Below are 26,090 nucleotides of genomic sequence, written 5' to 3'. Positions count from 1 at the left end.
TGCGAAGGGTATCCAATTCCGGGATCAAAGGGACCTAAATACGGGATCAATGGTACCCAGACACAGGATGAAGGGGACCGATTCCCGGTGTGCTCTTTGAGTGGCTATATCTGGTGTCATTTCGCCGACCTTAGCCTAGATTATCGCGAATTCCCGCCTCAGATCGACGTAAATGGACTCTCTGAGTCGCGGTTGGTGCCTCTGATTCGAGTCAGTGCGTACCCCTATGAGTCAAGTGGAGTCTTTGGGTACCCGTTTGCAGGATCGGTTAAAGAACCCAGAGAGTTCTTGCGACTGGGTACCTTTGTGTGTCAATCTTCGGGGCAAAATCGAGCGATGCAGAATCATGGCACAGACCCAGATTGATATGGATAACCTCACCGGTGCGTTGCGGCGTGAGACGGTAAAAAAGAATGTGGCTGCAATCCATATCAGCGGCAAGCTGAGCCTGTTGCAGCGCAAGCTATCCAATGTGTTGTTGCTCAATGCCTATGACTCTCTGACCTCCGCTCAAAGCCATTCGATAGACGCGCGAACTTTGGCGATGATGGTTGGCTATAACTCCAACGACTTTGACACGCTCCGGGCCAGTCTGCGCGCGCTGGCTGAGACCGTTGCGGAATGGGACATGCTGGATGAGGATGGCAAACAGGAGTGGGGTGTCAGCTCGCTTTTGTCTTTTGCCAAGCTCAAGAACGGTGTCTGTGAATATGCCTATTCGCCGGCTTTGGCGCAGAAACTGCATGATCCGAAAATCTATGCCCTTATTAATGTCCACATTCAGAAGAACTTTAGTTCCGGTCATGGCTTAGCGCTTTATGAGAATTGCTATCGCTTTGTGCGCACCGGCAGCACCGGGTGGTGGTCGCTGGATACATTTCGCAAACTTATGGGGGTTGAAGGCTCGAGTTATTACGAGAGCTTCAAGCATCTGAATGCCAAGATCATCAAACCCGCCGTCGCTGAGGTGAACAAAAGCAGTGATATTGAAATCACGCCGGAGTTTCAGAAGAAGGGCAGGGCGGTCACGGATATTCGGTTCCTGATCAAAGAAAATCCGCAGCTGGCGATGTTCCAGATTGATGACAGCGACGGAACGCGGAACCTGCCAGTCTATAAGGCGCTTTTGGCGCAGGGGATCTCGGATCGGTTGGCGCGGCAGTGGATTGCGGAACACGGCGAGGAATACGTCAGCGAGAAGCTTTCTTATATGGAAGGGCAGGGGACGGTGAAATCCAAGGTTGGCTATCTGACGGCGGCGATCCGGGATGATTATAAGCCGACGAAGGATGTGGTTGCCGAGCCATCGGAGGATGCGAAACGTGTCGCTGCCCATCGGGCTGAAAAACGGCAGGCTGAGGAAGTCGAGGTAGACAACCGGCGCGCGGCCAAGGCCGAGCGCGGGCGCAAGTTTGCGATTGTCGCGGATGTGGTCAGCAGCCGGAACCCGACGCAGCGGGATGCGGACAAGCGGCTGTTTATGGCCTCGCTGGAAGATGATCTGTCACGCGAAGAGTTCCGAGCGCATGGCTGGAATTCTGCGCTGAATGCATCGGCGATCTTTGCCTTTTGGGAAGAGCTGGTGCCAGGTGTGTTTGAAGAGAACGTTTAATCGGTGAGGGCCACGCGTCGTCCAAGCCTGCGGTACGAACGATTTAGAGCCATTGATTGCAACGCAAACCTGTTCTAAAAGGGCCGCGAACGAGTCCCTCTGGACTTGAACAGGATCTCGAACTGGCGCTTTCCCCCGCAAGGCTGGACGCGCAGAAACCCCTTCTAGGAACGGTGAAAGGCTAAAATTTCATGACCGACACATCGAAACCAGACGTATTGTATACAATTGTAGACGAAGCGCCGGAGCTGGCCTCCGCGTCGCTTTTGCCAATCGTACAATCCTTCGCAGCAGCGGCGGATCTGACCGTTGGCACCAAGGACATTTCTTTGGCGGGTCGTATCATTTCGACCTTCCCAGAAGTTTTGACAGATGCGCAGCGCCAATCTGACGATCTGGCAGAGCTGGGTGTTCTGGTGAAGACACCAGATGCAAACGTCATCAAGCTGCCAAACATCTCTGCGTCCGTGCCACAGTTGCAAGCTGCGATCACTGAACTGCAGGGCAAAGGCTATGCGCTGCCAGATTATCCTGAGGCACCTTCTTCTGACGAAGAAAAAGCCATTCAGGCGCGTTATGACAGCATCAAGGGGTCTGCTGTGAACCCGGTTCTGCGCGAAGGCAACTCTGACCGTCGCGCGGCGAAGGCTGTTAAGAACTACGCACAGAACAACCCGCATTCCATGGGGGCATGGGTGGCCGACAGCAAGACCAAAGTGTCTTCGATGCCGGGCAATGATTTCTACGCGAACGAAGTGTCTGCAACCATCACGGATGTACAGGCTGGTGACGCGAAAATCGAATTTGTCGCCAAAGACGGTGCCGTCACGGTTCTGAAAGATGTCTGGCCTTTGGACGCTGGCACAGTGACCGACGCGACCTTTATGTCTGCAAAAGCGCTGGCCTCTTTCCTGGGGGATGCGATCGAAGACACCAAAGCAGATGGCACCATGTTCAGCCTCCACATGAAAGCAACCATGATGAAGGTCTCTGACCCAATCATCTTTGGTCATGCGGTTGTGGCATGGTTGGGCTCAGTTTGGGAGAAGCACGGCGACGCAATCAAAGCGGCCGGCGGCTCCCCGAACTCTGGTCTGGGTGACGTTCTAGCGGCTATCGATGGTATGGCAAATGCTGATGAGATCAAAGCAGAGATTGCGGCGCTGGATCGTCCGTCCATGTATATGGTTGATTCAGACAAGGGCATCACAAACCTGCACGTGCCATCTGATGTGATCATCGATGCGTCCATGCCAGCTGTGATCCGCGCAGGCGGTAAAGGTTGGGATGAAGCGGGCAACAAGGGTGACACAAACTGTGTGATCCCAGATCGCTGCTATTCCACCATCTATGATGAGGCGATCAACTTCTTCAAAGCGAATGGTGCACTGGATGTGACCAAATCCGGTTCCGTGGCGAACGTGGGCCTGATGGCTCAGAAGGCTGAGGAATACGGGTCTCACCCAACCACTTTTGAAGCCCCTGCAGACGGCACAATTCGCATTGTTTTGGCGAACGGTGAGACACTGCATAGTCATGACGTTGAAGGTGGTGACATCTGGCGCTCTTGCACAGCGAAAGCCGCGCCGATTGCCAACTGGATCGAATTGGCGATGGATCGTCAGCGCCTGACAGGCTCTGAAGCGATCTTTTGGTTGGATGCGAACCGCGCGCATGATGCGCAGCTGATCGCGTTGGTGACCCCGGTTCTGGAAGCCGCAGGTGTTGCGGATAAATTCCAGATCATGGCGCCACGTGAAGCAACCGCGCAGACTTTGAAAACCATCACATCCGGTGCAGATAGCATCGCGATTTCTGGCAACGTTCTGCGTGACTACCTGACTGACCTTTACCCAATTCTGGAACTGGGCACCTCTGCGAAGATGCTTTCTATCGTGAAGCTGATGCAGGGCGGTGGTCTGTTTGAAACCGGTGCGGGCGGTTCTGCACCAAAGCACGTTCAGCAGTTGGTCGAAGAAAACCACCTGCGCTGGGACTCTATGGGTGAGTTCTGTGCACTGGGTGAAAGCTTTAACTTCCTCGCGGACAGCAAAGGCAACGCGAAAGCGGGCGTTCTGGGCCGTGCGGCAGAAGAAGCGACACAGGGCATCTTGGACAACAACAAATCGCCATCCCGTAAAGTCGGTGAGCCTGACAACCGCGACAGCCACTACTGGTTTGCGCGTTACTGGGCAGAAGCACTGACCAAGCAGACCGATGATGTTGAGCTGGCGACGCACTTTGAGCCAATCGCGGATGCGTTGGTCAAAGGCGAAGCAGCGATCTTGGCAGAGATCGCGGCAGTTCAAGGCAAGCCTGCTGATCTGGGTGGTTACTTTAAAACCGACGCTGCGAAGACAGCCGCTGTGATGCGTCCGTCTGCGACGTTGAACGAGATCATCGGTTAAACCGAACTGGTTAGAAAATTTGGAAAGGGCGTCCTGATTGGGGCGCCCTTTTTTGTTGAAGAAGAACCTCCGTAGCATTTGGTATGCGCCGATTCAGGTCTTGCTGATAATTCAAATTCGCGATAATTGGTAAGATAGTTATACCAATATATCGAGTTCGATTGATGCAAAATGCGGAGCTGATCAAAGCCCTTAAGGATGCTGTTGGTCAAAAACATGTACTGACGGATTCACGCGCCACAGAGCGGTTCCGGCGCGGGTTTCGCTCTGGCGAAGGGGATGCTTTGTGCGTGGTCCAGCCGGGGAACTTGTTGGAACTTTGGCGCGTACTTCAGGCCTGTGTGGCGGCGGATAAGATTGTCATCCTGCAGGCGGCGAATACCGGTCTGACTGAAGGATCGACACCTAAGGGCACCTATGATCGCGATGTGGTTTTGATCAACACGCGCCGGATGGATCAAATCGAATTGCTGCATGGTGGGGCGCAGGCTGTGTCCTTTCCCGGTTCAACCCTATTCGATTTGGAAAAACTGCTCGCACCGTTGGGGCGGGAGCCGCATTCCGTGATTGGCTCGTCCTGTATTGGCGCGTCGATTGTGGGGGGCGTGTGCAATAGCTCTGGTGGGGCGTTGGTTGAACGCGGGCCGTCTTATACCGAGCTGACCATGTATGCGCAGATAGATGAAAACGGGCAACTGCATCTGGTTAATCATCTGGGCATTGATCTGGGTGACACACCAGAAGAGATGCTGACCCGGCTGGAAAGCGGCGACTATGATAAGGCGCCGGCCATGAGCAACAAAAAGGCTTCGTCGACGGACTACGCCAGCGAAGTGCGGCAGGTCGATGCAGAGACCCCAGCGCGGTTTAATGCCGACAAGCGCCGGCTTTATGAAAGCGCGGGCTGTGCAGGCAAACTGGCGGTTTTTGCGGTGCGTCTGGATACCTATGAAAAGCCACCCGCACAGAAGACATTCTATATTGGCACCAATGAGGTCGATGATCTAACGGAGTTGCGTCGTCACATTCTGAGCCAGTTCAAAACCCTGCCGGTGTCTGCAGAATATATGGAACGTGAGATCTTTGATGTGTCCGAGCGTTACGGCAAGGATACGGTCATGATGATCGACTGGCTGGGCACGGATCGCCTGCCGACGTTCTTTGCTATGAAAGGCGCGATTGATGGGCGGCTGCGAAAGTTTGGGCTGGGCAATCTGACGGACCGCTGTATGCAGCTTTTGGCTCGGATCACGCCGCGTGTATTGCCCAAACGCATGATGGAATATCGCGACCGGTATCAGCACCACTTGATCCTGAAAATGCGCGATGGCGGGATTACTGAAGCCGAGACCTATCTGGCGGAGCTTTTTGCTGGCAGGGAAGGGGGCTTCTTTGCCTGTGATGACCGCGAAGCCAAACTGGCTGGGTTGCATCGGTTTGCGGCCGCGGGCGCAGCGGTGCGCTATATGGCCATTCATGGGTCAGAGGTTGAGGACATTCTTGCGCTGGATGTGGCGCTGCGGCGCAATGATCGCGATTGGTCAGAAGAGCTGCCGTCTGAGATTGCTGATAAGATCTCTCATAGGCTCTATTATGGGCATTTCATGTGCCATGTGCTGCATCAGGATTATGTAGTCAAAAAAGGCGTTGATGCAAAAGCACTGAAGGCCGAGATGTTAAAGCTGCTGGATCAGCGCGGTGCGGAGTATCCGGCGGAGCATAATGTGGGGCATTTGTATTTGGCCAAGCCGGATTTGGCAGACCATTACCGGCTGTGTGACCCGACCAATTCCCTCAACCCTGGGATCGGGAAAATGGCGCGGGCAAAATACTATGCCGAGGCGTCAGACGCTTGAGCGGCTGAGCATGCGCTTGTCTTGAAACTCTTCGCGCAGCAGCGATTGATAGGCTTTCCGTTCTTCCAGCATGGCGCGATTGCGGGTGTCTTTGGCCTGCATGACGCGCGTCGACATCTGCAGGATTTCTGAATAGCTGCTGGCGCGGGCTTCCGCCCGGCCGACAGCATTTTGTAGGCTCGATAGGGTGCCGGCTTTGGTCAGTGAGATCAGCGACACGGGTTCTCCAGAACAGATTTGCACGGAGACCCCGGCCATGCGGCTGGCGGCCAATTCGCGGATCTTTTTGTTCAGCGCCTTTTCCAGTTCGAATTGTGAAAACGGTCGCCGGCTGGAAGTCGCGCAGGCAAAGACGCCATTGCCGCGATAGGTGATTAGGTCGCTGTCTTCTTGATAGGTCTGACCCAGAAGCTGGGCGATGTCAGACAGCAAATGCCGGAAAGAGGCGCGCGGGAGATTGCGGAAGACCTTTTCGACATTGAGAATTTTTAAGGCAAAGACGCTGGTGGTCAGCATCTTCATGCGCGAGAGCTGCAGCAGGTAGTTTTCAAAGGATACGTAGCCCACGATGCGCTCAATCCCGAGCAACTCAACAGGTTCGCTGAGGCTGTGTTCTAGGCTGCGGGTCAGATCGTCTTTCAGCGCCATGACCTCAGCCTTGCGGCGGTCTGTGCGGGTGCGGGCGTCGACGATTTGTTCGGCCACATTTAGGCGGCTAAACAGCTCGAGGAATTCAAATGGCTTGGAAATGTAGTCCGTCGCACCGGCCTTAAAGGCGCGGTCGATGAATTTCTTTTGCTGCATCGCTGTCAGCATCAGGATTGGCGTATGACGATAATCCGGCATCTCGCGCAGGGCAGCACAGAGTTGTATGCCATCCATTTCTGGCATTTGGATATCCAGAAGGAAGCAGTCAAACGGCTGCTGCGCAGTCTTTACGATGTCTAAAGCATCGCGACCACAGGTGGCGGTCCACACTTTGTGCGGGGTTTCAGCCGCGATCGCTGTGGATAGCAAATCACGGATGTTGTTGTCGTCATCAACAGCCAGAATACGCATGAGATCTCCCTCTTCGGTTTCAACCGAAACGAGAAGTAATATTGGATGCTTCTGCACCAGAACAGAACCCGTGAGGCATGTGGTCCCGAAAAATCTAACTATTCGTATAGTTTGGCAGGATCAGGGCGAAATGAGACCAAATTGCGGCGGATAACCTATGAGTAGAGCAACAGACTGGTGTCATATTTGAAACAAACGCTAACAAAGGATGAATATTCGTGAATTTATCCACATTTATCCCCAAGGATTAATCCGGTTTTAACCACGATCGGCTTACTCTGTTCTTCGAGGCAGAAAAAATAATAGTTCGAAAGAAACTAGAAAATGAGCATAGCTGCGTACAAGCGTACGATTTCGGAAACGGAGTCGCCGCGGCAGATTGAGAGGCGAGTCCTGTCAAATGTGACCGCTGAAATGGAATCCAAATATCTGGCGTTTGATCAGGCGGAAACGTCTGGCGATAAGCTGGCCCTGCTTGCGGAAGGCCTGCGTGACACGCTTTGGTATAATGAGCGTATTTGGCTCGCCATGCGAAACGATTTGTCAGAAACAGGCAACGCATTGAGCCCGGACTTAAAAGCCGGCTTGATTTCTCTTGCCCTCTGGGTTGAAACTCATACGCAAGGCGTCCTTAAAGGCGAAAGAAAAGTGAAACCATTGCTGGACATCAACCGCAGTATTGTTCGCGGTCTGGAAGGCAATCCGATGCATGTGATGGAGTAGATATTGGCCCTTCGTCTGACTCTGAAACCCAATGAGAAAATCGTCATCAACGGCTGTGTGATCCGCAATGCGGACCGACGACAGATGCTGACGATTGAGAACCATGCCGACATTGTGCGTGGTGTTGATCTCTTGGCAGAAGATGAAGCAGGCACGCCGGTCAAGAACGTCTACTTCTTTATTCAATCCTGTTTGCTGCGTCCCGACATCCGAGAGGAGATGGTGCCGGTGATCCAAAAGGATTTGGCCCGATTGGTTCCGATTTTTCACGAGGAAATTGGCGGCCATATTTTTGAAGCGGCCAACCATGTGTCGATTGGCGACTATTATAAAGCCATGCGCGCGCTGCGCCCATTGATCAAATATGAACAGCGTTTGCTTGATATGATCCAGGGCAAAGAGAGCCTGGCCACGGCGGCAGAGTAGGGGTGTAAGATGGTCCTTTCGATCTCTGGCCTTGGCAGTCAATTGGCTTTGAATTTCATCGACGCGACGAAAGATCGCCAGATGGAAACCCTGCGTGGAGAAGCGCGGCATCAGCGCGAGGCCGATGCGTTTCGCGAACGGATGGCATCGATCACCAGCCCCGAAGAGTTTGTTCAGGACTATGAAGTCTATGCCTTTGTGATGAAGGCTTTTGATCTGGAAGATCAGATTTTTGGCCGTGGAATGATCCGCAAAGTGTTGGAAAGTGATCCATCTGACGATCAGTCTTTGGTGAACCGGTTGACCAACTCTTCGCTTGGCGAATTGCACGCAGCGTTAGAATTCACCACGGAAAACGGACCGCAATCGCCGGACTTTTCTGATGTGTCCTGGCAAGAAGGCATTGTGGATCGGTATTTTGAAACTGTGTTTGTGAATGAAAACGCAGAGCAGAATTCGACCGTCGGCACGGTACTAGAACTGCGTGCAAAAGTGGGTGAAATCGACAATTGGTTCGATGTGATGAAAGACACTGATATCAGTAGCTTTTTCCGCACGGCCTTGGGATTGCCATCACAAATGGCGACGTTGGATATCGATCAGCAGGAACGGATTTTCGAAAGCAAGTTTGACCTTAGCAAGTTGAGCGATCCGGCGGAGGTCGACAACTTGATCACGCGATACGTGGCTATTTCCGACATTTTGAGCCCGCCACAATTTGCGACCAGTACAGCAGTTTCATTGCTAAGTTCATCGGTAGGTCAGTTCGTGCCGATTACCATTGATATTCCGGCAATCAATTATTCCAGCGCGTCAATTTACAGCTGATCACTCGATCATATCTTCGTCGTCGGTGTCAGGCAGTTCGATGTCGCCTGATTCAGCAAGCCGCAATGCGACCTCAACCATTTCAGATTGCGCGGCTTTCACATCGCGGGATTTGACCGGGCCCATGGCCTTCATTTCATCCACCAACATATCGCGAGATCGGGCAGGCATCGAATTTAAGAAATGCTCGCGCACATCTTTTTCGGCGCCGCGCAATGCAAGCGGAAGGTTGTTGCCGGTGACCTCGCGCATGACTTTCGCAAGCGCGCTTGGCTGAATTTTGATGAGATCGTCAAAGACAAACATCTTTTGTTTGATCGAGCGCAGCTTTTCCGGGATTTTTTCTTCGAGGCCGCGCGACAGTGCATCAAAGAGTTTGCCATCGAGTTTGTTAAAGACTTTCACCAGCTGCTTTTCAGCCTCGGCTTCGGCGTTGTGACCGGCTTTGGCGAGCACGTCGTGACGCAGGCTGTCCTCAATGGCGCGGATAGCTTCGGTAGGAAGCTCCTCCATGTCGACCATACGTTGCACCAAATCAACCGAGCGATCATCCCCCAAGAGCGGCAGCACTTTGGCGACGGCATCGGGTGAAATTTTGGACAGGATCACCGCAACGGTCTGGTTGTGTTCTTTGCGCAGGTGATCCGCCAGCATTTTTTCGTCAAGCAGTGAGAGGTCTTTCCACAGATCCCCTGTGTTTGAGCCTTCGATTTCCTGCAAGATTTCGTCAACGCGATCTTCTGGTAGGAAACCCTTGAGCAACCCGCGGGCGGCTTCGACCGAACCGGTTATGCCGCCGTATCCCGAAATCTTTTGACCGAACTCGCGCATAACTTCTTCGACCACCTCGGCCTGCACTTCGCCCATGGCGGAAATGGCGCGGGTGATTTTGGAAATTTCGCTGGTTTCGAGTTGTTGCATCAGGGCGCTGCCGCGTTCTTCACCGAGGCATAGAAAGAGGATCGCGGATTTCTCCGGGCCGGTGAGGCGCTTGGCGCGTCTGAAAGATGCAAATTGGTTCATAGACGTGCCCCGATGGTTGGGATTTCAAGGATAGTTATCCATGGATACCGCAATTTATCCTTGGTGCGCAATGATAACCTTTATGCTCGGTTAAAGTCGTGGGTGGAGTCCAGACCCACTGCTACCCTCCTCCGGCATAGGGGAGGTAACTTTCCATCAATGAGCCGGCCAGCATATACCAGCCATCGATTAACACGAAGAAGATGACTTTGAATGGCAGCGAGACAATCACCGGGGGCAGCATCATCATGCCAGCGCTCATCAGGACCGAGGCGACGATAAGGTCAATCGCAATGAAGGGCAGGTAGAGCAAGAAACCGATGGTGAAGGCGCGCCTGAGTTCGGAAATCATGAAGCTCGGGACAAGCACGCGCCAAGAGACGTCTTCGGGGCCATTGATCGCGGCGTCTGGATCCGTATTTCCAGCCATGTCACGGAACAACGAGATGTCTTTTTCACGTGTGTTTGCGAACATGAAAGAGCGGAAGGGATCAGAGATTGCCGTGACCGCTTGTTCTTCGGTGATCGAATTTTGAATGAGCGGGCGCAGGCCTGATTCATAAGCGTCGTTAAATACAGGTTCCATGACAAAATAGGTCATGAAAAGCGCCATGGCGTTGAGCACCATATTGGGTGGTGTTTGGTTGAGGCCAAGCGCTGAACGCAGCATCGAAAAGACGATTACAAAGCGGGTGAAGCTGGTCATGACCACCAGCAGACCCGGTGCAATCGAAAGCACTGTGATCAGGGCAAAGAGCTGGATGATGCGGCCAGACAAGCTGGCGCCGGCATCGCTGCCGGGCTCTGCGTTTCCAAAAGAAGAAGACAGATCCCGCAAGAGGCTGCCAACATCTGCGTCCTGAGCCATTGCGGGGGCCGCAATGGACACAAATATAGAGCCTAATAAAGCCCAAATCAGGGGTTTTAACGCGACACAGCGCATGGGATTACTCAGCTGCCTGGAATGAAATCTTTGACGATTTCTCGCAGCGCAACGCCGATGAAATCCCCGTTCACTTTCACCAGATCGCCGCGGGCCACCATGCGGTCGTTGATCATGATATCAATCGGATCACCGACTTTGCGGTCCAGTTCAATGACGGATCCACGGGTGAGTTCCAAGAGGTCAGAGATCGACATGCGGCTGCGGCCCAGCACCACGCGCACATCGAGTTTGACATTGTAGAGAGCATCGATATTGCGCCCATCACCGCCAACAAGCGCGCTTTCCAGAGTGGCCGGGTCAATGCCCTCGCCATCGCCGGTTTCCAAACCTGCCGCCGCTGCGTCTGGCTGTTCTGTTGGCTCTTGTTCTGGGGTCGGTGTGTCTTCTGACATGGCTTAGACCTTTTGGGTTTGAAGTTTCATTTGCTCGGACGCGTGGCGCAGGGCGAGGAGAATTTCTTCGCATACACGGTCGAGGCTGTATTGCATAAATCCGTTTTCCCAAGTCATGCGCGCTTCGCCGTTTTTCAGGCTGACATCGGCAAAGATTTTTGGGGCTACGGTTTGATCGGGGGGTGTGATCTGGGTGATGACATCGGTCAGAATCGTCTCTGTTTCAGGCGAAATACGGATTTCGAGCTCGGCGTGACGCGCGCCTTTTCCGATGGCGTCGGCAAGGCGGGCTTGCACTTGATCTGTTGAATGCGCCTTTAGCAAGTCCGGTACTGCGCGTTCGCAGATGTCCAACACCATATCGATAAGATCGCGTTCCAATTCAGCACGGCGCTGGCTGTCTTGGGAGACAAAGACAGCAAATTGATCACGCAGTTCCTGCGTGGCAGCGGTGGCTTGCGCTTGCAGGTCGGCCTGAGCTTCGCGGCGGCCTTCTGTCAGCCCCTCTTCGCGCCCCTGTTTCATGCCTTCTTGGCGCGCTTCGACCAGCAATTTGCCAAGCTCTTCTTCAGTGAAAGAATAGAGCGGTGTTTCAGCGGCCGCAGCGACTTCTGCGGTTGCGTCGCCCCCATAGCGATCACTTTCGGCGTCAAAGTCGCGCAGAGAAAGGGCCATCATGCCTCAGCCTCCGTATGCAGCCATGTGCGCAGGACGCGCAGCACGTCTTCGGGTTTTTCCTCGGCCATGTTCTGGATGGCTTCAACGCGGGCTTTGATCAGATTGCCGCGCACGCCGAGGGTTTCGATGTATTCATGCGGGCCGTTGTCATCATCCAGATCAAAGATGCTGGTCATGCCCGGCGCATTGGGATCGATCTGCAGTGATTCAGGCAAGGCGCGTTCAGGCGCTGCGGGATCGCCTGCCTGTTCCGCAACAGGCTGCAACCCTTCAGCGCCCGTTGGTGTGATGCCTTCAGCAGGCGGCAGCACCTCTGCACCATCTGCTGTTTGCAGCGGCAGTGCTTCGCCATCTGGGCCTGTCAGCGCTGCGGCTTGGCCGGCAGGTGGCAGCTCTGGTGTTGGCTTTTCAAGCAGGGTCTTTAGGGCAGGGCGCACGCCAAGGATCATGACGAGGGCGACAACCACCAGACCAAGCAATCCGCGCAGAATAGAGACGATATTTTGGGTGATCTGATCACCGATCGACATGGAAATCGGGTCGCCAACCTCCATGGAATAATCCATGAAACGGAGGCTATCGACCGACACGTCGTCTCCACGTGCAGAGTCAAAGCCAACGGCGGTTTTCACAAGTTCTGTAAGCCGTTCGATTTCTGCAGTGTCGCGTTCCTGATAGATCACTTCGCTGTCTTCGACATTGTAGATGCCGTTCACCAAAACCGCGACCGAGATGCGTTTGACTTCGCCCGCCTCGCGCACAACCTCTCGGCGCGTATTGCCGATTTCATATTGTACGGATTCGCCGGTGCGCGATTGGCTGGTGTTGTTGCCGCCACCTGCAGTGTCTTGAAGGGCGGCTGGGATGTTGTTTTCAACGCCGACGCCACCGCCACCTTCGGTGCCGGAACGTTCTTCGTTGTCACTTTTGGTGGAGCGTACAACCTGTTGATCTGGGTTATAGCTTTGCTCAATCACAACTTCGCGGCTGTTGGTCAGCTCGACATTAACGCGTACTCGGGCATTGCCGGCACCCACGCGGGCGGTTAGCATATTGCGCACTTCTTGCGCCAGACGTTCCTCGATGGAGGATTGGGAGCTTTGTAGGCTGGAGCCGCCATCACCTTCGCTAGATTCAGCCAGGATGACTTCTCCGCTGGCTGACAGGACGGTCACGCGACCAAGATCGAGTTCTGCAACCGAAGAGGCGACCAGGTTTCTGACCGCCGCCGCTTGTTTGCGGTTGATGGTGCGGCCCGGGACGGCGCGCACGATAACCGAGGCGCGTGGGTTTGGACGTTCACGAGAGAAAGCCTCGCGTTCAGGTAACACCAGATGCACGCGGGCACTTTGAACGCCTTCTAAGGTCTGGATAGAACGGGCCAGTTCGCCTTCCATGGCGCGCAGGCGATTCACGCGCTGCATAAAGGTGTTCATCGCAAGGCCTGAGTTTTCGTCAAAAAGCTCCCAGCCCGGATCGCCTTCGATTGGGATGCCGGTTTCTGCCAGAACCATCCGGGCGCGTGCCAGATGATTGGCAGGGACCATGACGGATTGGCCGTCTTCGGACATGCGCGCGTCAAAACCTGCGTTGGCCAATGTGGCCTCAACCGAGGTCGCCGTGGCCGGCGAGAGATTCTTATAGAGCGTTGCGTAGTTCGGTGTGGTGACGGCGGAGAGGCCAAACATCAGCGCAAAGACCATGCCGACCGCCACGGCACCAAGAATCATGAGCCTTTTCTGGCCCAGTTCCATCAGGTTGTTGATCAGATTCTGCACGTGGGTTCCTCGCGGCCCTTAAAGGACTTTATTGAAGTGTTCTTCTTGTGGTTAAAAATATACTAATCTATATTTGGAGTCCAAGTAAATATCCATGTCTATACTTGCTTTTATAAAGAATAGATTGGATTATAGTTCTTGAAGACATAAGAGTGGTCCATGGCCGAAGATACAGAAAAAACAGGCGAAAACCCAGAAGCGGACGGGGAAGACGCCAAGCCGAAAGGCAGCAAGAAGCTCTTGCTGGTGGCGGTTGTTCTGTCCTTGGCGTCCATGGGTGGCGGGTTCTTTTTGGCGCAGATGGCCTTCAAGCAGGACGCCAAACAATACGAACCCGACTATGTCGAGGAGGTCGAAGGCGCCCCTGCCGAGGGCGATGAAAAGATGGCCGACAAGGGCGGTAAAGAGGGGTCTGAGGATCCTTATGCCGAGGGCGATGAGAAGGCCAAAGAAGAAGGCGAGGAAGTTGTCGCGGTTGATGAGGGCATGTTGGAGTTCGGCGAGATTCTGACCAACATCACCAGCGTCAATGCGCAGGGCGTGCCGCGCAATGCTTTCCTCAAGCTGAACGTGGTCTTGGTCTATCGCCCGGACGATGGCGCCAAGAATCTGATGGAAAGCCGCCAGCCCTTTATGCGGGATTTGTTTAACGGTTATGCCCGCAGCCTGACCGAAGCAGATGTGCGCGGCATGGCGGGGATTTTGAACGTGAAGTCCGAACTGTTGAAACGGGCAAGAGCTGCGGCGGGCAACGACCTGCCACAGGAAATTTTGATCAGCGATCTGATCGTGCAGTAGGGGCCACTATGAGCCAAACGATGACAGCAGAAGAAATCGAGGCCCAAAGCGGTAAGGTGATCGACGAGATCATCCGCATGTCCGATTTCTCTTTCGAGCGCCTGCCGATGCTGGACATCATTGGCGAGCGCCTGGCTGATTCCATCAGCATTGTGATCCCTGAGATGACCGGGGTGATCTGCGAAGCGTCGTTGAACTCGTTGGATTATCTGCCGATGGCGCAGGCCACAGAGGCGCTGACGCTGCCAGCAATCATGGGCATTGTTGTGGCGCAGAACCTGGATGGTGAAATCCTGGTTGCCATGGATGCGACCTTTTCGTTGACCGCGATGGAACTCATGTTGGGTGGGACGCCCACGGGCGAGATTGAGCGGCAGTCCGATACATTTACCGGCATTGAAAAAGGCTTTGGGGCGCGGCTCGCAGACACCATCGCTCAGGAACTGAGCCGGTGTCTGGCTATGGTTGGTGAGGTCGAGTTGGAGTTGGATAGGGTCGAAACCGATCCTGATTCAGCCTCCGTGACCCAGCCAGCAAACCTTTGTGTGCGCATGCGCATTGCTGTCGGGCTTGCCGGGCGCACAGGTAATATCGATGTGGTCATTCCCTATGATGCTCTGGAACCAATCCGTCCGAAGCTGGGCAAAATCCACTTTGGGGAGCCCAATGAAGACGGCAACCCGTGGAAAGACCAGCTGTCGGGCCAGATTGAACGTTCGAATGTTGAGCTGGAGGCCGTCTTGACGGATGTGGCTGTGCCGATTCAGCAGATCATGGACTGGAAGCCCGGCGTGACGATCAACCTATGGATCGAAGAAGACCATGAGGCGAAGGTGATTTGCGCCGAAACCGAAATGTTCAAAGCCGTGATGGGCAAACGCAACAACGGGAATACGGCGATCCGTATTACCGAACAGATTGAAGCTGAAGAGGAAACCGAAAATGGCCGCGACCCTTACTGATTTCTTTATCATTGCCTTGCTTTTGGGGGCAATTGGCTACGGCTGGTATGTCTCTCGTAAAGTGCAGGTTCTGATGACGGCACTGAAGGACATGGAGCCTTTGGTGAAGGAGTTTTCAACCGCCGTCGATAAGACCGAAGACTCTGTGCATCAGCTGAAGCTGAACCTTGAGGAACCTCAGCAGCGGGTGGTTGAAGAAGAAGAGGACGAGCCGATGTTTGCGACCCGTCGTCAGCCTGCGCATAAAATCCCTGGCGCACGTGTGGTGCGCAACAAACAGGATTTGGTGCGCCGCTTCTTTGAAACCTCACGCGCTTAACACTGACCAAAGACAGGCGTAGATCATGGCGAAGTTTCTTGTTGGTAAATTGCTGATCGGCGGGTTGGTCATCACGGTTTTTGCAAAAGCTGCGGTGTCTTTTCCGGATTTGGCAACCGGCGAGGACCTGCCGCCTGTGACCAACGTGCCCATTGTCTTGGCGGCTGGCGAAGCAGAACCCGAAGAAGAGAAGGGTCCAACGCCAGCAGAAGCACCGCCGCCGATCGTTGCGGGGCTCGGCGAAGAGGTGGGCATCTGTGAGACGCCTGAAGAAGTGCTGCGCAACCTCGCCAAAGAGCGCCGCCTGCTGGAAGATCAACGCGAAGCCATGAATTTGCGCGAGGCAGAGCTGACCTTGGCCAAAGAAAAATTGGGCATCGAGAAGAGCGCTTTGACAGAACTGAAAGGCTCTATTGAGGACCTACTTGGGCGGGTAGAAGCGCAGCAGACCGAAGATCTAGATCGTCTGATTTCCTTCTACAAAAACATGAAACCGGCCGAGGCGGCGGGCATCATGGATGAGATGGATATCGAAGTGACCATCATGGTTCTGGGCACGATGAACCCACGCACGGCTGCGCCGATTTTGGCGAAAATGACTCCGGTGCGCGCGCGGGCCGTATCCAAGATTATCTTGGAGCGCGGGCAATTGCCGGGTGATCAGGATCTAACGGGTATTCGGTTGAATTAGTGTTGGGTTGCGGTGAATGTCCGTTTCGAGCCCAAAGTACCGAATGCTGCATTTGTCTCGAATGTCCGACATTGACACTATGCCAAAGGAACGTGTCACGCCTCGGCTCGTGCTAAGGCGCGACATCAGGTTCTATTAGCGATAAAATGGCGATTGCATCTGACGGCTCGCTTCTGCCGTGGTCGCCGCGTCAAAGACTCTTGTATAGAAGGCTGCTCCCAAACTTTCGGCAACTTCCGGGAATTGGTTAATCGCGTAGTCGAGCGCCAGATCCAGAGTGTCAAAAGCGTCAAAGCCACCAAGCGTGTTGGTCGAAACGCCACTCAGCCAAATTTTACTCTGAAGGCCGGGAACCTGTTTGAGTTTTTTGTTGCGGACCTGCCAGTCAAAGGTTTCGAAGGGTTGGGAAAACTGGAGTTCTGTGTAAACAAACGCACCGGGGGCCTTTGCAGGCGATGCACCGTAATGCACGGCTCCTAGGTCTTCGCTGGCCTCTCTAACAATCTCTGCATCAAACAAGCGTGTATTATGCGCAACGCCAAAAGAGCGGGGTTCTGTCGGGAAGTATCCCGTTACGAAACTGCGGGCATTCTCACGGCTGTCGAACGCATACAATCCCCCGACCGAGCTTGTTCCATGGCCGTGCAGCCATGTTTTGTTTAGAAATCCCGGTTGTTTCTTGATTTCCTCGTTGATGGTTGGCCACGGCGCTTGGTCGAATGGGATCGAAATTGCAACTTCTGTGTAAACGAAGGCTTTTGGTGTCATCGGATGCTCCTTTGCTTGAATGATCGAAGGGGCCAAAGCAGCTCCGGCCGTTGCAAAAAGCAACTCACGGCGGGAGAGCCTGGTCTTCGTGTTGGATCTGGGTGAGTTCATCGTAATGCTCCTTATCAACTTGCGTTATGCAAGTTGATACAGCTTTGATCGATGTGATTGCAAATTGCAAGTTGATAATTTAGGGTGACAAAATGAGTGAAAAATCTAAACGCCCCTTGTCAGGATGCCCCATCGACTACGCTCTCAGCGTGTTCGGGGATCGCTGGTCACTGCTGATCGTCCGCGACCTCGCGATAAAGGGCGTCAAAACCTATGCAGAACTGCTGGAAGGTTGGGAGGGAATATCAACGAACATTCTTGCCCAACGCATGAAGCATCTGGAAGACAAAGGCATCGTTGAGAAGCGCAAAAACCCCGCTAACTGGCGAAGCTCCCTCTATGAGTTGACGCCAAAAGGGCGCGACCTTGCACCGCTTCTGTCAGAGATCATTCTATGGGGTGGCACCTACAATGAAGCGGAAAAACCAATGAACGAAGCCTACAACAAAGTTCGGTCTGAGCGTGCCGAGTTTGAAGAGGAGATTCGCGCCAAGGACCAAAATGCGCGTTGACGGCACGCAAGATACTGAGACCCGTTGAGTTGGGAACCAATTACGTAACTTATCCGAGCGACGCTGTGATCGCAGAAGCGGCCATTCTGCATTGTAACCTCAAAGTTGGTTGTGTCCGCATAGGAGCCTTAAAGGACGATCCGTTATCCCACCTTGCCCCGTCTAATTTTCTCCCCTAACCTCCTCCCCATCAAGTCACATCACACAACGGGAGGACACGAGCTGAACATGCGCATTATTCGTCGACTTCAGCATGGTCCCCGTATCGCCCTGTAAATCCGTTTGCAGGGCTGACCAGAGACATAACACCTCATTCGGTCTGCCCAAAGCCGCCGTGCGCGGCATCCTATTTGTGACTTGAGACTTCAATGACTGTTATGAACATCAACGCTTTGGGCGTTATTCTGGGCGATCCGCTTTTTACTGATCTGAATCTGACCATTTCTAAAGGCAACCGCATTGGACTGGTGGCCGCCAATGGCCGCGGCAAGACAACCCTGCTGGAATGTCTGGCGGGTTTGGCAGAACCAACCCATGGCGAGATCACTTCGGCCCGCGGTTTGCGCGTTGGCTATGTGGCGCAATATGTACCTGAGGCGGCCTATGCGCTGACGCTTTATGATTGGGTGTTGAAAGCCCTTCCGTCAGAGCAGGCGGATTATGAAAGCTGGCGCGTGGATGTGGTTCTGGGGGATTTAAGTGTGCCTTACGAGGTGCAGCAAAAACCTTTGTCAGAGCTGAGTGGCGGCTGGCAGCGTACGGCGCTTTTAGCGGCGGCTTGGGTGACGGAACCTGATTTGCTGTTGCTGGACGAGCCAACAAACCACCTTGATCTGGGGCGGATTGCTTTGTTGCAGGAGTGGCTGGCAGGGCTGCCGAAAGATGTGCCGGTGGTCATGACCTCGCATGATCGTGCGTTTTTGGATGCGGTGACCAATCGGACGTTGTTTTTGCGCACTGAACATTCTCGCGATTTTCCGTTGCCGTTTTCCAAAGCGCGTGCGGCTTTGGATGAAGCTGACGCGGCGGATCAACGTCGGTTTGCCAATGATCTGAACAAAGCGCAGCAGTTGCGCAAACAGGCGGCGAAGTTGAAAAATATAGGCATCAACTCGGGATCAGACTTGTTGGTGAATAAGACCAAACAGCTGAGTGAGCGCGCGGCGCAAATCGAGGCAGCGGCAAAGCCAGCGCATCGTGAACAGGGGGCAGGGGATATCAAACTGGTGAACAGTGGCACCCATGCCAAGGCACTGGTGACGCTGGAAGATGTTGAGGTCGAAACACCGGATGGGCGTGTGCTTTATAAGACCGGGCAAAAATGGATTTTGCCGGGGGATCGGATTGTTTTGCTCGGCACCAATGGCACCGGGAAAACGCGATTGGTGAAGTTGATTGCGAAGGCTTTGGTGGGCGAGGAAAGCCCTGTGAAATGTGCTCCTTCGGTGGTGCCGGCTTACTCTGATCAGCATCTGAGCCAGTTGCGGGATGAGGATACACCCATGGAGGCGGTGACCTCGGAGTTCGACGTCGGCGACCAGCGTGCGCGGGGGATTTTGGCTGGTGCTGGTGTGAAAATCCAGATGCAAGACACGCGGATTGGTGCCCTGTCTGGTGGGCAAAAGGCGCGGTTGGCGATGTTGATCCTGCGGTTGAGGAACCCGAATTTCTACCTGCTGGATGAACCAACAAACCATCTGGATATCGAAGGGCAGGAGATGCTGGAGGACGAGCTGATCTCGCACAATGCATCCTGTCTGTTGGTTAGCCACGACCGCAGTTTTCTGCGGAATGTGGGCAATCGGTTTTGGCTGATCCAGGGCAAGAAGCTTGTGGAGGTTGATAGCCCGGAGCCGTTCTTGGAAGGCGAGATGGCGACCTAAATGCAAAACGGCCCAGTATTGCTTTGCTGGGCCGTTCGCTATGTTTGATGTAGTTAGAGTTTCGCCGCGTCCTTCATGGCGTCTTCGCCTTTTTTCCAAAGGTTGCCCTGCCACAGCTCTTCTAGTCCGGTTTCACCTGAAGCCCCTTTGGTGGTCAGATAGTCGTAGTAGCTGGTCGGTTTGTGGCCGGTCAGATTGTAGAAATCTGGGCTGCAGCGGGTGTAGAAACCGTTGGTGAGGTATTCAAAGAACTCGGCGCGGGTGGCGCCGAAATCGTTTTCGAAATCGACCATGGATTGCGGGCGGTATTCGATGTCTTTGCCCATGGCGCGGCCGAGATCAGCGGCGATTTCAGCCATGGATTGTGGGGCAGGGCCGGTGATGTCGTAGAATTTATTGGCGTGACGCTCTGGGCCTTCGGTCAGGCAGACGGCGGCAGCTTCGGCAATGTCGCGCGTGGCCACGAAGGAGTTGCGCATGTCGCCCAATGGGTTTGAGAACCAGCCTTCGGCGTCGATGCTCTCGCAATCGGTTTTCAGAAGGTGGTTCATGAAGAAGTTGTTGCGCAAGGCCGTCACGTTTAGGCCTTCGTCGATTAGCGCCTTTTCGCCCCACCAGTAGTGCTGCAGCATCAATGGGATTGCCGCGCCAGGGCGGGAGGCGTGTTGGTTGGCGATGTATGATGCGGTGTTGGTGTCAGCGCCCATACACGAGACGCGAACCACGTGTTTGATCTGATCTTTGCGTCGGCCGAGTTCTTTGCAGAAATTCATATGGCCTTCGAGCATTGGGTCAAGCGAGGCGGAATAGACGGCTGTGACGTCTTGTAGTGCAGCGGTCCAAGTGGCGGCGTCAGAGAGGTCGAATTTCACCACTTCGTCTGCGCCGAGGGCTTTCAGATCGTCGGCTTTGGCGTCGCTGAAATAGCAGGCGCGGACCTTGATGTCTGGGTTCTGCGCGAGGCGGGCCACCAGTTCTTTGCCGATGCGGCCGGTGGCGGAGGTGACGAGGATGGTTTGGGACATATCTGGGCTTTCCGTCGCTTGGGAAGAGGGCAATTGCAGGGGGCAGATTGCCCTTTGAGCGTTTGGAAAAGGGTTGGGTTTGCGTCAGATTTGGCTTGGTTTTCTTGGAAGTCAGGTTCAGGCTGAAAGCTCGGACCACGCCCGACCCTCCCCCCGGGAGGGCGTTTTGCGACGTCAAGGAAGCTGCCGTGAGCTCGAGCTAGGTGATGTTGTGTGCAATCAAGTGCGTTTCACGCCCACCCAGGGTCGGGCGTGGTCCTAGTCACTTATTGCACTTATCCGGATGCGCGTTGGCAAAGGCTGGGATGGCATCAAGCGCTTCTCGCACACGACGGATTTTTGGCATGTCTGTCAGATCCACGCCCCAACGGTCGGCATTGTAAAGCTGCGGGATCAGGCAGATATCTGCGATGGTGACGGTGTTGCCATAGCTGTATGTGCCCTCGCCGATCATTGCCTCATAGGCGCGCAGGCCTTTGTCGATGAAGTGCTTCATCCACTGTTCGGTTGTGATGTTTCCGTCTGATTCACCCACCGCAAATTTTGCGACGTTCAGATTGCAGACCGGGTGGATCTCCATCGCGATGGCATAAGACAGGGCGCGCACGCGGGCTCGATCAATCGGCAGGTTGGGCAAGAGGCCCAGTTTGAGCGTTTCGTCCAGATATTGGATGATCGCGAGCGACTGCGTCATTGTATAACCGTCGATGTCCAGCGCAGGCACCAGACCCTGCGGGTTGCGTTCCAGATGGTCGTCTTCCAGATGCGCGCCATCCAGCAGGTTCACAACCTGTGTGTCGTAATCCAGTTCTGCAAGACCCAAGGCGATGCGGACGCGGTAGCTCGCCGAGGAGCGCCAGTAATCATAGAGTTTAGCCATCAGAAAGCTCCTTCATCAATTGCGTAAGGTTGGTCTGCAAGGCGGCAAATTCGCCATTAAGTTTTGCTGCGACGGTGCTCTGGAATTCTTCGGCCAGCGGGACGAGTTGCGCCACCAGATCACGGCCCGAAGCGGTCAGTTCCAGATGCAAAAGCCGCCGGTCGTCGCCGTCGATTTCCTTGGTCAGAAAGCCACGATTTTCCAACTGTGCGACTGCGCGGCTGACCTTGGCTTTGTCCAGACGCACGCGTCGTTGGATGTCTCGCACAGAGCGGCTGTCGGAATAGGCGAGGTTCACCAGAATGCGCCACTCGGCGACCGAAATGCCAAACCGGTCTTGATACATCGTAGCCAGATTCGCGCTGAGTTGGGCGGATATGATTGAAAATTGATAGGGGACGTAATGTTCCAAATCAAAGGCTGGCAGGTCGTCTGACATGGTGGTTGCTCCCGTAGTTCTACCCAAAATGCCGCGAAGATCGTTTCATTTGCAACAAATATCTTGACTTCGTTTCATTTACAACGAAATTTGGGGCGGGATTTTAAAGCGCCTTCTGCGGGCGCTGTATCTTTAATGTGATGGAGGCATGCGATGAGTGAGACGGGGCTGACCAGTTCGACCAACACCATGGGCACGACGCCGGGCTATATGCCGGGTTTTGGCAACGACTTTGAAACCGAGGCCCTGCCGGGCGCGCTGCCTCAAGGCATGAACAGCCCGCAGAAATGTGCTTATGGGCTTTATGGCGAGCAGCTGTCTGGCACGGCCTTCACAGCACCGAGCCACCAGAATGAACGCACTTGGTGTTACCGTATTCGTCCATCTGTGAAACATGTGGGCCGCTTTGAAAAGATCGATGTACCGTATTGGAAGTCCGCACCACATGTGCTGGATGACGTGATTTCATTGGGTCAGTATCGCTGGGATCCGATCCCTCACGCAGGGGAGCCGCTCACATGGGTCACTGGCATGCGCACCGTCACAACGGCGGGCAGTGTTTACACGCAGGCCGGCATGGCGAGCCATGTCTATTTGGTCACCGAAAGCATGGAAGACGAGTATTTCTTCTCAGCCGATTCCGAGCTGTTGGTGGTGCCGCAGGAAGGTCGTCTGCGCTTCTGTACCGAGCTGGGTGTGATTGACATCGAACCCAAAGAGATCGCCATTCTGCCACGTGGTCTGGTTTACCGCGTGGAGCTGCCTGACGGCAAACCGGCGCGTGGATTTGTCTGTGAAAACTATGGTCAGAAACTTGACCTGCCGGGGCGCGGCCCAATTGGTGCGAACTGTATGGCGAACCGTCGTGACTTCAAAACGCCTATTGCTGCCTTTGAAGACCGCGACGCGCATTCCCGAGTTGTGATCAAATGGCAGGGTCAATTCCATGAGACCTTTATTGATCACTCGCCTTTGGATGTGGTGGCTTGGCACGGCAATTATGCGCCCTGCAAATATGACCTGCGAGATTATTGCCCAATCGGCGCAATCCTGTTTGATCATCCGGATCCGTCGATCTTTACGGTACTGACTGCGCCGTCTGGCGTGCCCGGCACGGCGAATATCGACTTTGTTCTGTTCCGCGAACGCTGGATGACGATGGAAGATACCTTCCGCCCGCCGTGGTACCACAAGAATGTCATGTCCGAGCTGATGGGCAATATCTATGGCGAATATGATGCGAAACCAGATGGCTTTGCGCCGGGTGGCATCAGCCTGCACAATATGATGCTGCCGCATGGGCCGGATAAAACCGCGTTCGACAAAGCGACCCATAGCAATCTAGCGCCAGAGAAGTTGGACAACACTATGTCCTTCATGTTCGAGACCCGCTACCCGATGCATTTGACAGAATTCGCCGCCAAAGAAGCGCCGCTACAGGACAACTACATTGACTGCTGGGATAGCCTTGAAAAGAATTTCGATGGCACACCTGAAGGAAATTGGAAGCGATGACACGCGTAGCACTCTTGGGCGTAAAGGGTGGCCCGGCCATTCGGCCGGGAGCTCCGATGCCGACGTCTTCTCTGTTGCAAATGGCAGGGAAGACGGTCGTTGTTGATTGCGCATTGGGAGTGTCACAGGGTCTGATCAAGCAGGGCATCGGCGTGCATGAGGTGGATATGATTTTCATCACCCATCTGCATTCTGATCACTATCTGGAGCTTGGCCCGTTGTTGCACACCGCCTGGACGGCTGGGTTAAAGCACAAGGTTGTGGTCTATGGGCCAGCCGGGCTGGACGCTTATTTCGACGGGTTCTTTGCTTCGATGAAAGCGGACATTGATCTGCGGATCGAAGACGAAGGGCGTCCCGATCTGCGCGGCTTGATTGATCTGCGACTGATGCCGGAAGGCACGGCTGAAATCGCAGAAGGGCTGCAAGTTCAGACCATGCGCAACGTACATCCGCCTTTGGTGGATACCTTTGCGCTGCGCTTTGAATCCGGTTCTGAGTCCGTCGTCTTTTCGGGCGATACAGCGGCGATGCCTGAAATGGTGGATTTCGCCAAAGACGCAGATCTTTTGGTGCATGAAGCCATGCTTACGGCGGGCATCGATGCGCTTTGCGCGCGGGTTGGTAATGGTGATGACCGGTTGAAGACCCACTTGCTAAGGTCGCATTGCCCTGCCGCAGAAGTCGCAAAAATCGCACAGGCGGCTGGGGTTTCGCAGCTGGCGTTAAACCACCTCGTTCCTTGCGATGATCCTGATTTCACCGAGGCCCATTGGCGGGCGGAAGTGACCCCTTATTACACTGGCACATTCTGGCTTGGTCATGACGGCCTGAGCCTTTCCATTTGAGATGCCAGTGCAACGGAAATACTTAAAAGAAAGATGTATCAATGACTGAACTTCTTCGTTCCTGGGTTGAGAGCGCGAACTCTGCAACCACTGACTTTCCTCTGAACAACCTGCCTTATGGTGTGTTTTCTACCGGTGGTGAGGCCCGTTGCGGCGTTGCGATTGGCGATCAAATCCTGGACCTGACCGCTTTGGAAGCGGCAGGTAGGCTGACGCTGGACGGTGGCCCTTTGCTGCAAAACGCGGCGTGGAACGACGTTATGGCGGCAGGCTCTGCGGTTTGGGACGCGCTGCGCGCAAAACTGCAAGCCGCACTGGCGGAAGGCGCAGCAGAGCAGGCGGATTTCGCAGGCCATCTGGTGGCGCAAGCGGATGCCACCATGCACATGCCGTTTGTTGTTGCGGAATACACCGATTTTTATGCGGGCAAAAACCATGCTGTGAACGTGGGCACCATGTTCCGTGGCCCGGAAAACGCCCTGCCACCAAACTGGTTGTCGATTCCAATCGGCTACAACGGTCGCGCCTCTTCCGTGGTTGTTTCTGGCACCGATATCGTGCGTCCAAACGGCCAGTTGAAAGGCCCAAATGACGAGCTGCCACGCTTTGGTCCATGCGCACGCTTTGATATTGAGCTGGAAATGGGGGCCATCGTAGGCCAGCCATCAGATGGCATGATTTCTGTGCAACAGGCGGACGATAATATCTTTGGCTATGTGCTGCTGAACGACTGGTCTGCGCGTGACATCCAAGCTTGGGAATACCAGCCGCTTGGCCCATTTCAGGCCAAAGCGACAGCGACCTCCATCAGCCCATGGATTGTGACCCGCGCGGCCCTAGAGCCATTCCGCACATCAACTCCTGAACGTGAACGCCCGCTGCTGCCATATCTGACAGAGCCAGGCCCGATGCTTTATGACATCGATCTGGAAGTCGGCCTGTCACCAGAGGGTGGTTCTGAATCCATCATCGCGCGCACCAACTATAACGAGATGTATTACTCGGCAGCGCAGCAGCTCTGCCACCACACCACATCTGGCTGTTCCATGCGCGTGGGTGACCTGCTCGGCTCCGGCACCATCTCAGGCCCAGAGAAAAAAAACCGCGGCTCGATGCTGGAACTCAGCTGGGGTGGCAAAGAGCCGATGACCCTAGACACAGGCGAATCCCGCAGCTTCATCGAAGACGGTGACACATTGGTTCTGCGCGGTGCAGCGCAGGGCGAAGGCTATAAAGTTGGGTTTGGCGAAGTGACAGGCACCCTCCTACCAGCGCCAGAACTGCCTGACTTTGCAAAGTAATATCGCGAATTAAGCGATGACGAATAGTAAGAACGCCCTGCTCAGTTGCGGGGCGTTTCTTTTTTAAAAGTTTTTCAAAAAAATTATCATCCGGTGAAAAACCTGTCTTGCGCATGCCAAAAGGTTCGTCTAAATGAGCCTCCAGTGCCCCTATAGCTCAGCTGGTAGAGCAACTGATTTGTAATCAGTCGGGTATGAGTTCAAGTCTCTTCGCTAGCTTTTAAATGGTTTTTTGAAAACTGACTAGGTATTTATATTGTTTCGGAAACTATAATATACTTATTATATCTATATAGTTTATACTCTTAG

Annotated in this window: 25 protein-coding genes and 1 tRNA gene; 16 read left to right on the top strand and 10 right to left on the bottom strand. The window is 54.3% G+C overall.

Features of this window, described 5'->3' with window-relative positions:
• The first annotated feature begins 346 nt into the window (after positions 1-346).
• From JXQ85_RS16025 to dld, 3 genes are all read left to right on the top strand, one after another.
• Complete coding sequence (locus tag JXQ85_RS16025) at positions 347-1,612, top strand: replication initiation protein (protein ID WP_421749973.1); 1,266 nt, start codon at positions 347-349, stop codon at positions 1,610-1,612.
• A gap of 191 nt (positions 1,613-1,803) precedes the next feature.
• A complete protein-coding gene (locus JXQ85_RS16020) occupies positions 1,804-4,020 on the top strand; it encodes an NADP-dependent isocitrate dehydrogenase (RefSeq protein WP_421749972.1) in 2,217 nt (738 codons plus the stop codon).
• Between the two features lie 164 nt (positions 4,021-4,184).
• Positions 4,185-5,876 carry a D-lactate dehydrogenase gene (gene dld, locus JXQ85_RS16015; RefSeq protein WP_421749971.1) on the top strand — a complete coding sequence of 564 codons (1,692 nt, stop codon included), beginning with the start codon at positions 4,185-4,187 and terminating at the stop codon, positions 5,874-5,876.
• Here the strand turns inward: dld and JXQ85_RS16010 are convergent.
• On the bottom strand, positions 5,865-6,935 hold the full coding sequence (locus JXQ85_RS16010) for a response regulator (protein ID WP_421749970.1): 1,071 nt from the start codon (positions 6,933-6,935) through the stop codon (positions 5,865-5,867). The two genes, dld and JXQ85_RS16010, sit on opposite strands and share 12 nt — an antisense overlap.
• A 324-nt stretch (positions 6,936-7,259) precedes the next feature.
• On the opposite strand from JXQ85_RS16010, the gene JXQ85_RS16005 reads away from it, so the two are divergent.
• The 3 genes from JXQ85_RS16005 to JXQ85_RS15995 are packed head-to-tail and all read left to right on the top strand — an operon-like array spanning position 7,260 to position 8,912.
• Positions 7,260-7,658, top strand: coding sequence for a flagellar biosynthesis regulator FlaF (locus tag JXQ85_RS16005; RefSeq protein ID WP_421749969.1), 399 nt, complete (start codon positions 7,260-7,262; stop codon positions 7,656-7,658).
• Positions 7,659-7,661: 3 nt separating this feature from the next.
• On the top strand, positions 7,662-8,084 hold the full coding sequence (locus JXQ85_RS16000; protein WP_421749968.1) for a flagellar biosynthesis repressor FlbT: 423 nt from the start codon (positions 7,662-7,664) through the stop codon (positions 8,082-8,084).
• A 9-nt stretch (positions 8,085-8,093) separates the two neighbouring features.
• Positions 8,094-8,912, top strand: a complete 819-nt coding sequence (locus tag JXQ85_RS15995) for a DUF1217 domain-containing protein (protein ID WP_421749967.1) — start codon at positions 8,094-8,096, stop codon at positions 8,910-8,912.
• Here JXQ85_RS15995 and JXQ85_RS15990 read toward each other — a convergent pair whose 3' ends face one another.
• From JXQ85_RS15990 to fliF, 5 genes are all read right to left on the bottom strand, one after another.
• Positions 8,913-9,935 (bottom strand): flagellar motor switch protein FliG, encoded by a 1,023-nt coding sequence (locus JXQ85_RS15990; protein WP_421749966.1) that lies wholly within the window; start codon positions 9,933-9,935, stop codon positions 8,913-8,915. It lies immediately after the preceding gene.
• Between the two features lie 121 nt (positions 9,936-10,056).
• The gene (gene fliP, locus JXQ85_RS15985; protein ID WP_421749965.1) at positions 10,057-10,803 is read right to left on the bottom strand and encodes a flagellar type III secretion system pore protein FliP; all 747 of its coding nucleotides are present in this window, start codon (positions 10,801-10,803) and stop codon (positions 10,057-10,059) included.
• Between the two features lie 83 nt (positions 10,804-10,886).
• Positions 10,887-11,273 carry a flagellar motor switch protein FliN gene (fliN, locus tag JXQ85_RS15980; protein WP_421749964.1) on the bottom strand — a complete coding sequence of 129 codons (387 nt, stop codon included), beginning with the start codon at positions 11,271-11,273 and terminating at the stop codon, positions 10,887-10,889.
• Positions 11,274-11,276: 3 nt separating this feature from the next.
• Positions 11,277-11,951: a hypothetical protein gene (locus JXQ85_RS15975; protein ID WP_421749963.1), complete on the bottom strand. Its 675-nt coding sequence runs from the start codon at positions 11,949-11,951 to the stop codon at positions 11,277-11,279.
• Positions 11,948-13,729: a flagellar basal-body MS-ring/collar protein FliF gene (gene fliF, locus JXQ85_RS15970; RefSeq protein ID WP_421749962.1), complete on the bottom strand. Its 1,782-nt coding sequence runs from the start codon at positions 13,727-13,729 to the stop codon at positions 11,948-11,950. The genes JXQ85_RS15975 and fliF overlap by 4 nt, the downstream gene beginning before the upstream one ends.
• A gap of 159 nt (positions 13,730-13,888) precedes the next feature.
• Between fliF and JXQ85_RS15965 the strand changes: the two genes are divergently transcribed.
• Genes JXQ85_RS15965 through JXQ85_RS15950 form a run of 4 tightly spaced genes read left to right on the top strand, consistent with a single transcriptional unit; the run spans position 13,889 to position 16,499 of the window.
• Complete coding sequence (locus tag JXQ85_RS15965; RefSeq protein ID WP_421749961.1) at positions 13,889-14,527, top strand: flagellar basal body-associated FliL family protein; 639 nt, start codon at positions 13,889-13,891, stop codon at positions 14,525-14,527.
• An 8-nt stretch (positions 14,528-14,535) separates the two neighbouring features.
• Positions 14,536-15,489 carry a flagellar motor switch protein FliM gene (locus JXQ85_RS15960; protein WP_421749960.1) on the top strand — a complete coding sequence of 318 codons (954 nt, stop codon included), beginning with the start codon at positions 14,536-14,538 and terminating at the stop codon, positions 15,487-15,489.
• Entirely contained in the window at positions 15,470-15,808 is a 339-nt protein-coding gene (locus JXQ85_RS15955; RefSeq protein ID WP_421749959.1) for a flagellar motor switch protein, read from the top strand. The genes JXQ85_RS15960 and JXQ85_RS15955 overlap by 20 nt, the downstream gene beginning before the upstream one ends.
• 25 nt (positions 15,809-15,833) lie before the next feature.
• Entirely contained in the window at positions 15,834-16,499 is a 666-nt protein-coding gene (locus JXQ85_RS15950; RefSeq protein ID WP_421749958.1) for a MotE family protein, read from the top strand.
• Between the two features lie 135 nt (positions 16,500-16,634).
• Here the strand turns inward: JXQ85_RS15950 and JXQ85_RS15945 are convergent, their stop codons facing one another.
• Entirely contained in the window at positions 16,635-17,378 is a 744-nt protein-coding gene (locus JXQ85_RS15945; protein ID WP_421749957.1) for a YdhR family protein, read from the bottom strand.
• Between the two features lie 92 nt (positions 17,379-17,470).
• On the opposite strand from JXQ85_RS15945, the gene JXQ85_RS15940 reads away from it, so the two are divergent.
• Positions 17,471-17,890, top strand: coding sequence for a winged helix-turn-helix transcriptional regulator (locus JXQ85_RS15940; protein ID WP_421749956.1), 420 nt, complete (start codon positions 17,471-17,473; stop codon positions 17,888-17,890).
• Between the two features lie 368 nt (positions 17,891-18,258).
• On the top strand, positions 18,259-19,773 hold the full coding sequence (locus JXQ85_RS15935; protein ID WP_421749955.1) for an ABC-F family ATP-binding cassette domain-containing protein: 1,515 nt from the start codon (positions 18,259-18,261) through the stop codon (positions 19,771-19,773).
• 53 nt (positions 19,774-19,826) lie between these two features.
• On the opposite strand, the gene JXQ85_RS15930 is transcribed toward JXQ85_RS15935, so the two are convergent.
• From JXQ85_RS15930 to JXQ85_RS15920, 3 genes are all read right to left on the bottom strand, one after another.
• A complete protein-coding gene (locus JXQ85_RS15930; RefSeq protein WP_421749954.1) occupies positions 19,827-20,798 on the bottom strand; it encodes an NAD(P)H-binding protein in 972 nt (323 codons plus the stop codon).
• 262 nt (positions 20,799-21,060) lie between these two features.
• The gene (gene maiA / locus JXQ85_RS15925; RefSeq protein WP_421749953.1) at positions 21,061-21,678 is read right to left on the bottom strand and encodes a maleylacetoacetate isomerase; all 618 of its coding nucleotides are present in this window, start codon (positions 21,676-21,678) and stop codon (positions 21,061-21,063) included.
• The gene (locus tag JXQ85_RS15920; RefSeq protein ID WP_421749952.1) at positions 21,671-22,117 is read right to left on the bottom strand and encodes a MarR family winged helix-turn-helix transcriptional regulator; all 447 of its coding nucleotides are present in this window, start codon (positions 22,115-22,117) and stop codon (positions 21,671-21,673) included. The genes maiA and JXQ85_RS15920 overlap by 8 nt, the downstream gene beginning before the upstream one ends.
• Positions 22,118-22,270: 153 nt before the next feature.
• Between JXQ85_RS15920 and hmgA the strand changes: the two genes are divergently transcribed.
• The 4 genes from hmgA to JXQ85_RS15900 all read left to right on the top strand — a co-directional run bounded on the left by hmgA (position 22,271) and on the right by JXQ85_RS15900 (position 25,993).
• Positions 22,271-23,632 (top strand): homogentisate 1,2-dioxygenase, encoded by a 1,362-nt coding sequence (gene hmgA, locus JXQ85_RS15915; protein ID WP_421749951.1) that lies wholly within the window; start codon positions 22,271-22,273, stop codon positions 23,630-23,632.
• Complete coding sequence (locus JXQ85_RS15910; RefSeq protein WP_421749950.1) at positions 23,629-24,480, top strand: MBL fold metallo-hydrolase; 852 nt, start codon at positions 23,629-23,631, stop codon at positions 24,478-24,480. Before hmgA ends, JXQ85_RS15910 begins: the two co-directional genes overlap by 4 nt.
• A gap of 41 nt (positions 24,481-24,521) precedes the next feature.
• Complete coding sequence (gene fahA, locus JXQ85_RS15905; protein ID WP_421749949.1) at positions 24,522-25,781, top strand: fumarylacetoacetase; 1,260 nt, start codon at positions 24,522-24,524, stop codon at positions 25,779-25,781.
• A gap of 154 nt (positions 25,782-25,935) precedes the next feature.
• Positions 25,936-25,993, top strand: a tRNA-Thr gene (locus tag JXQ85_RS15900).
• Positions 25,994-26,090: the final 97 nt, after the last annotated feature.

The sequence above is a fragment of the Cognatishimia sp. genome (genome assembly GCF_049116455.1).
Classification (GTDB): domain Bacteria; phylum Pseudomonadota; class Alphaproteobacteria; order Rhodobacterales; family Rhodobacteraceae; genus Cognatishimia.
This window is presented reverse-complemented; position numbering and strand designations above follow the sequence as displayed.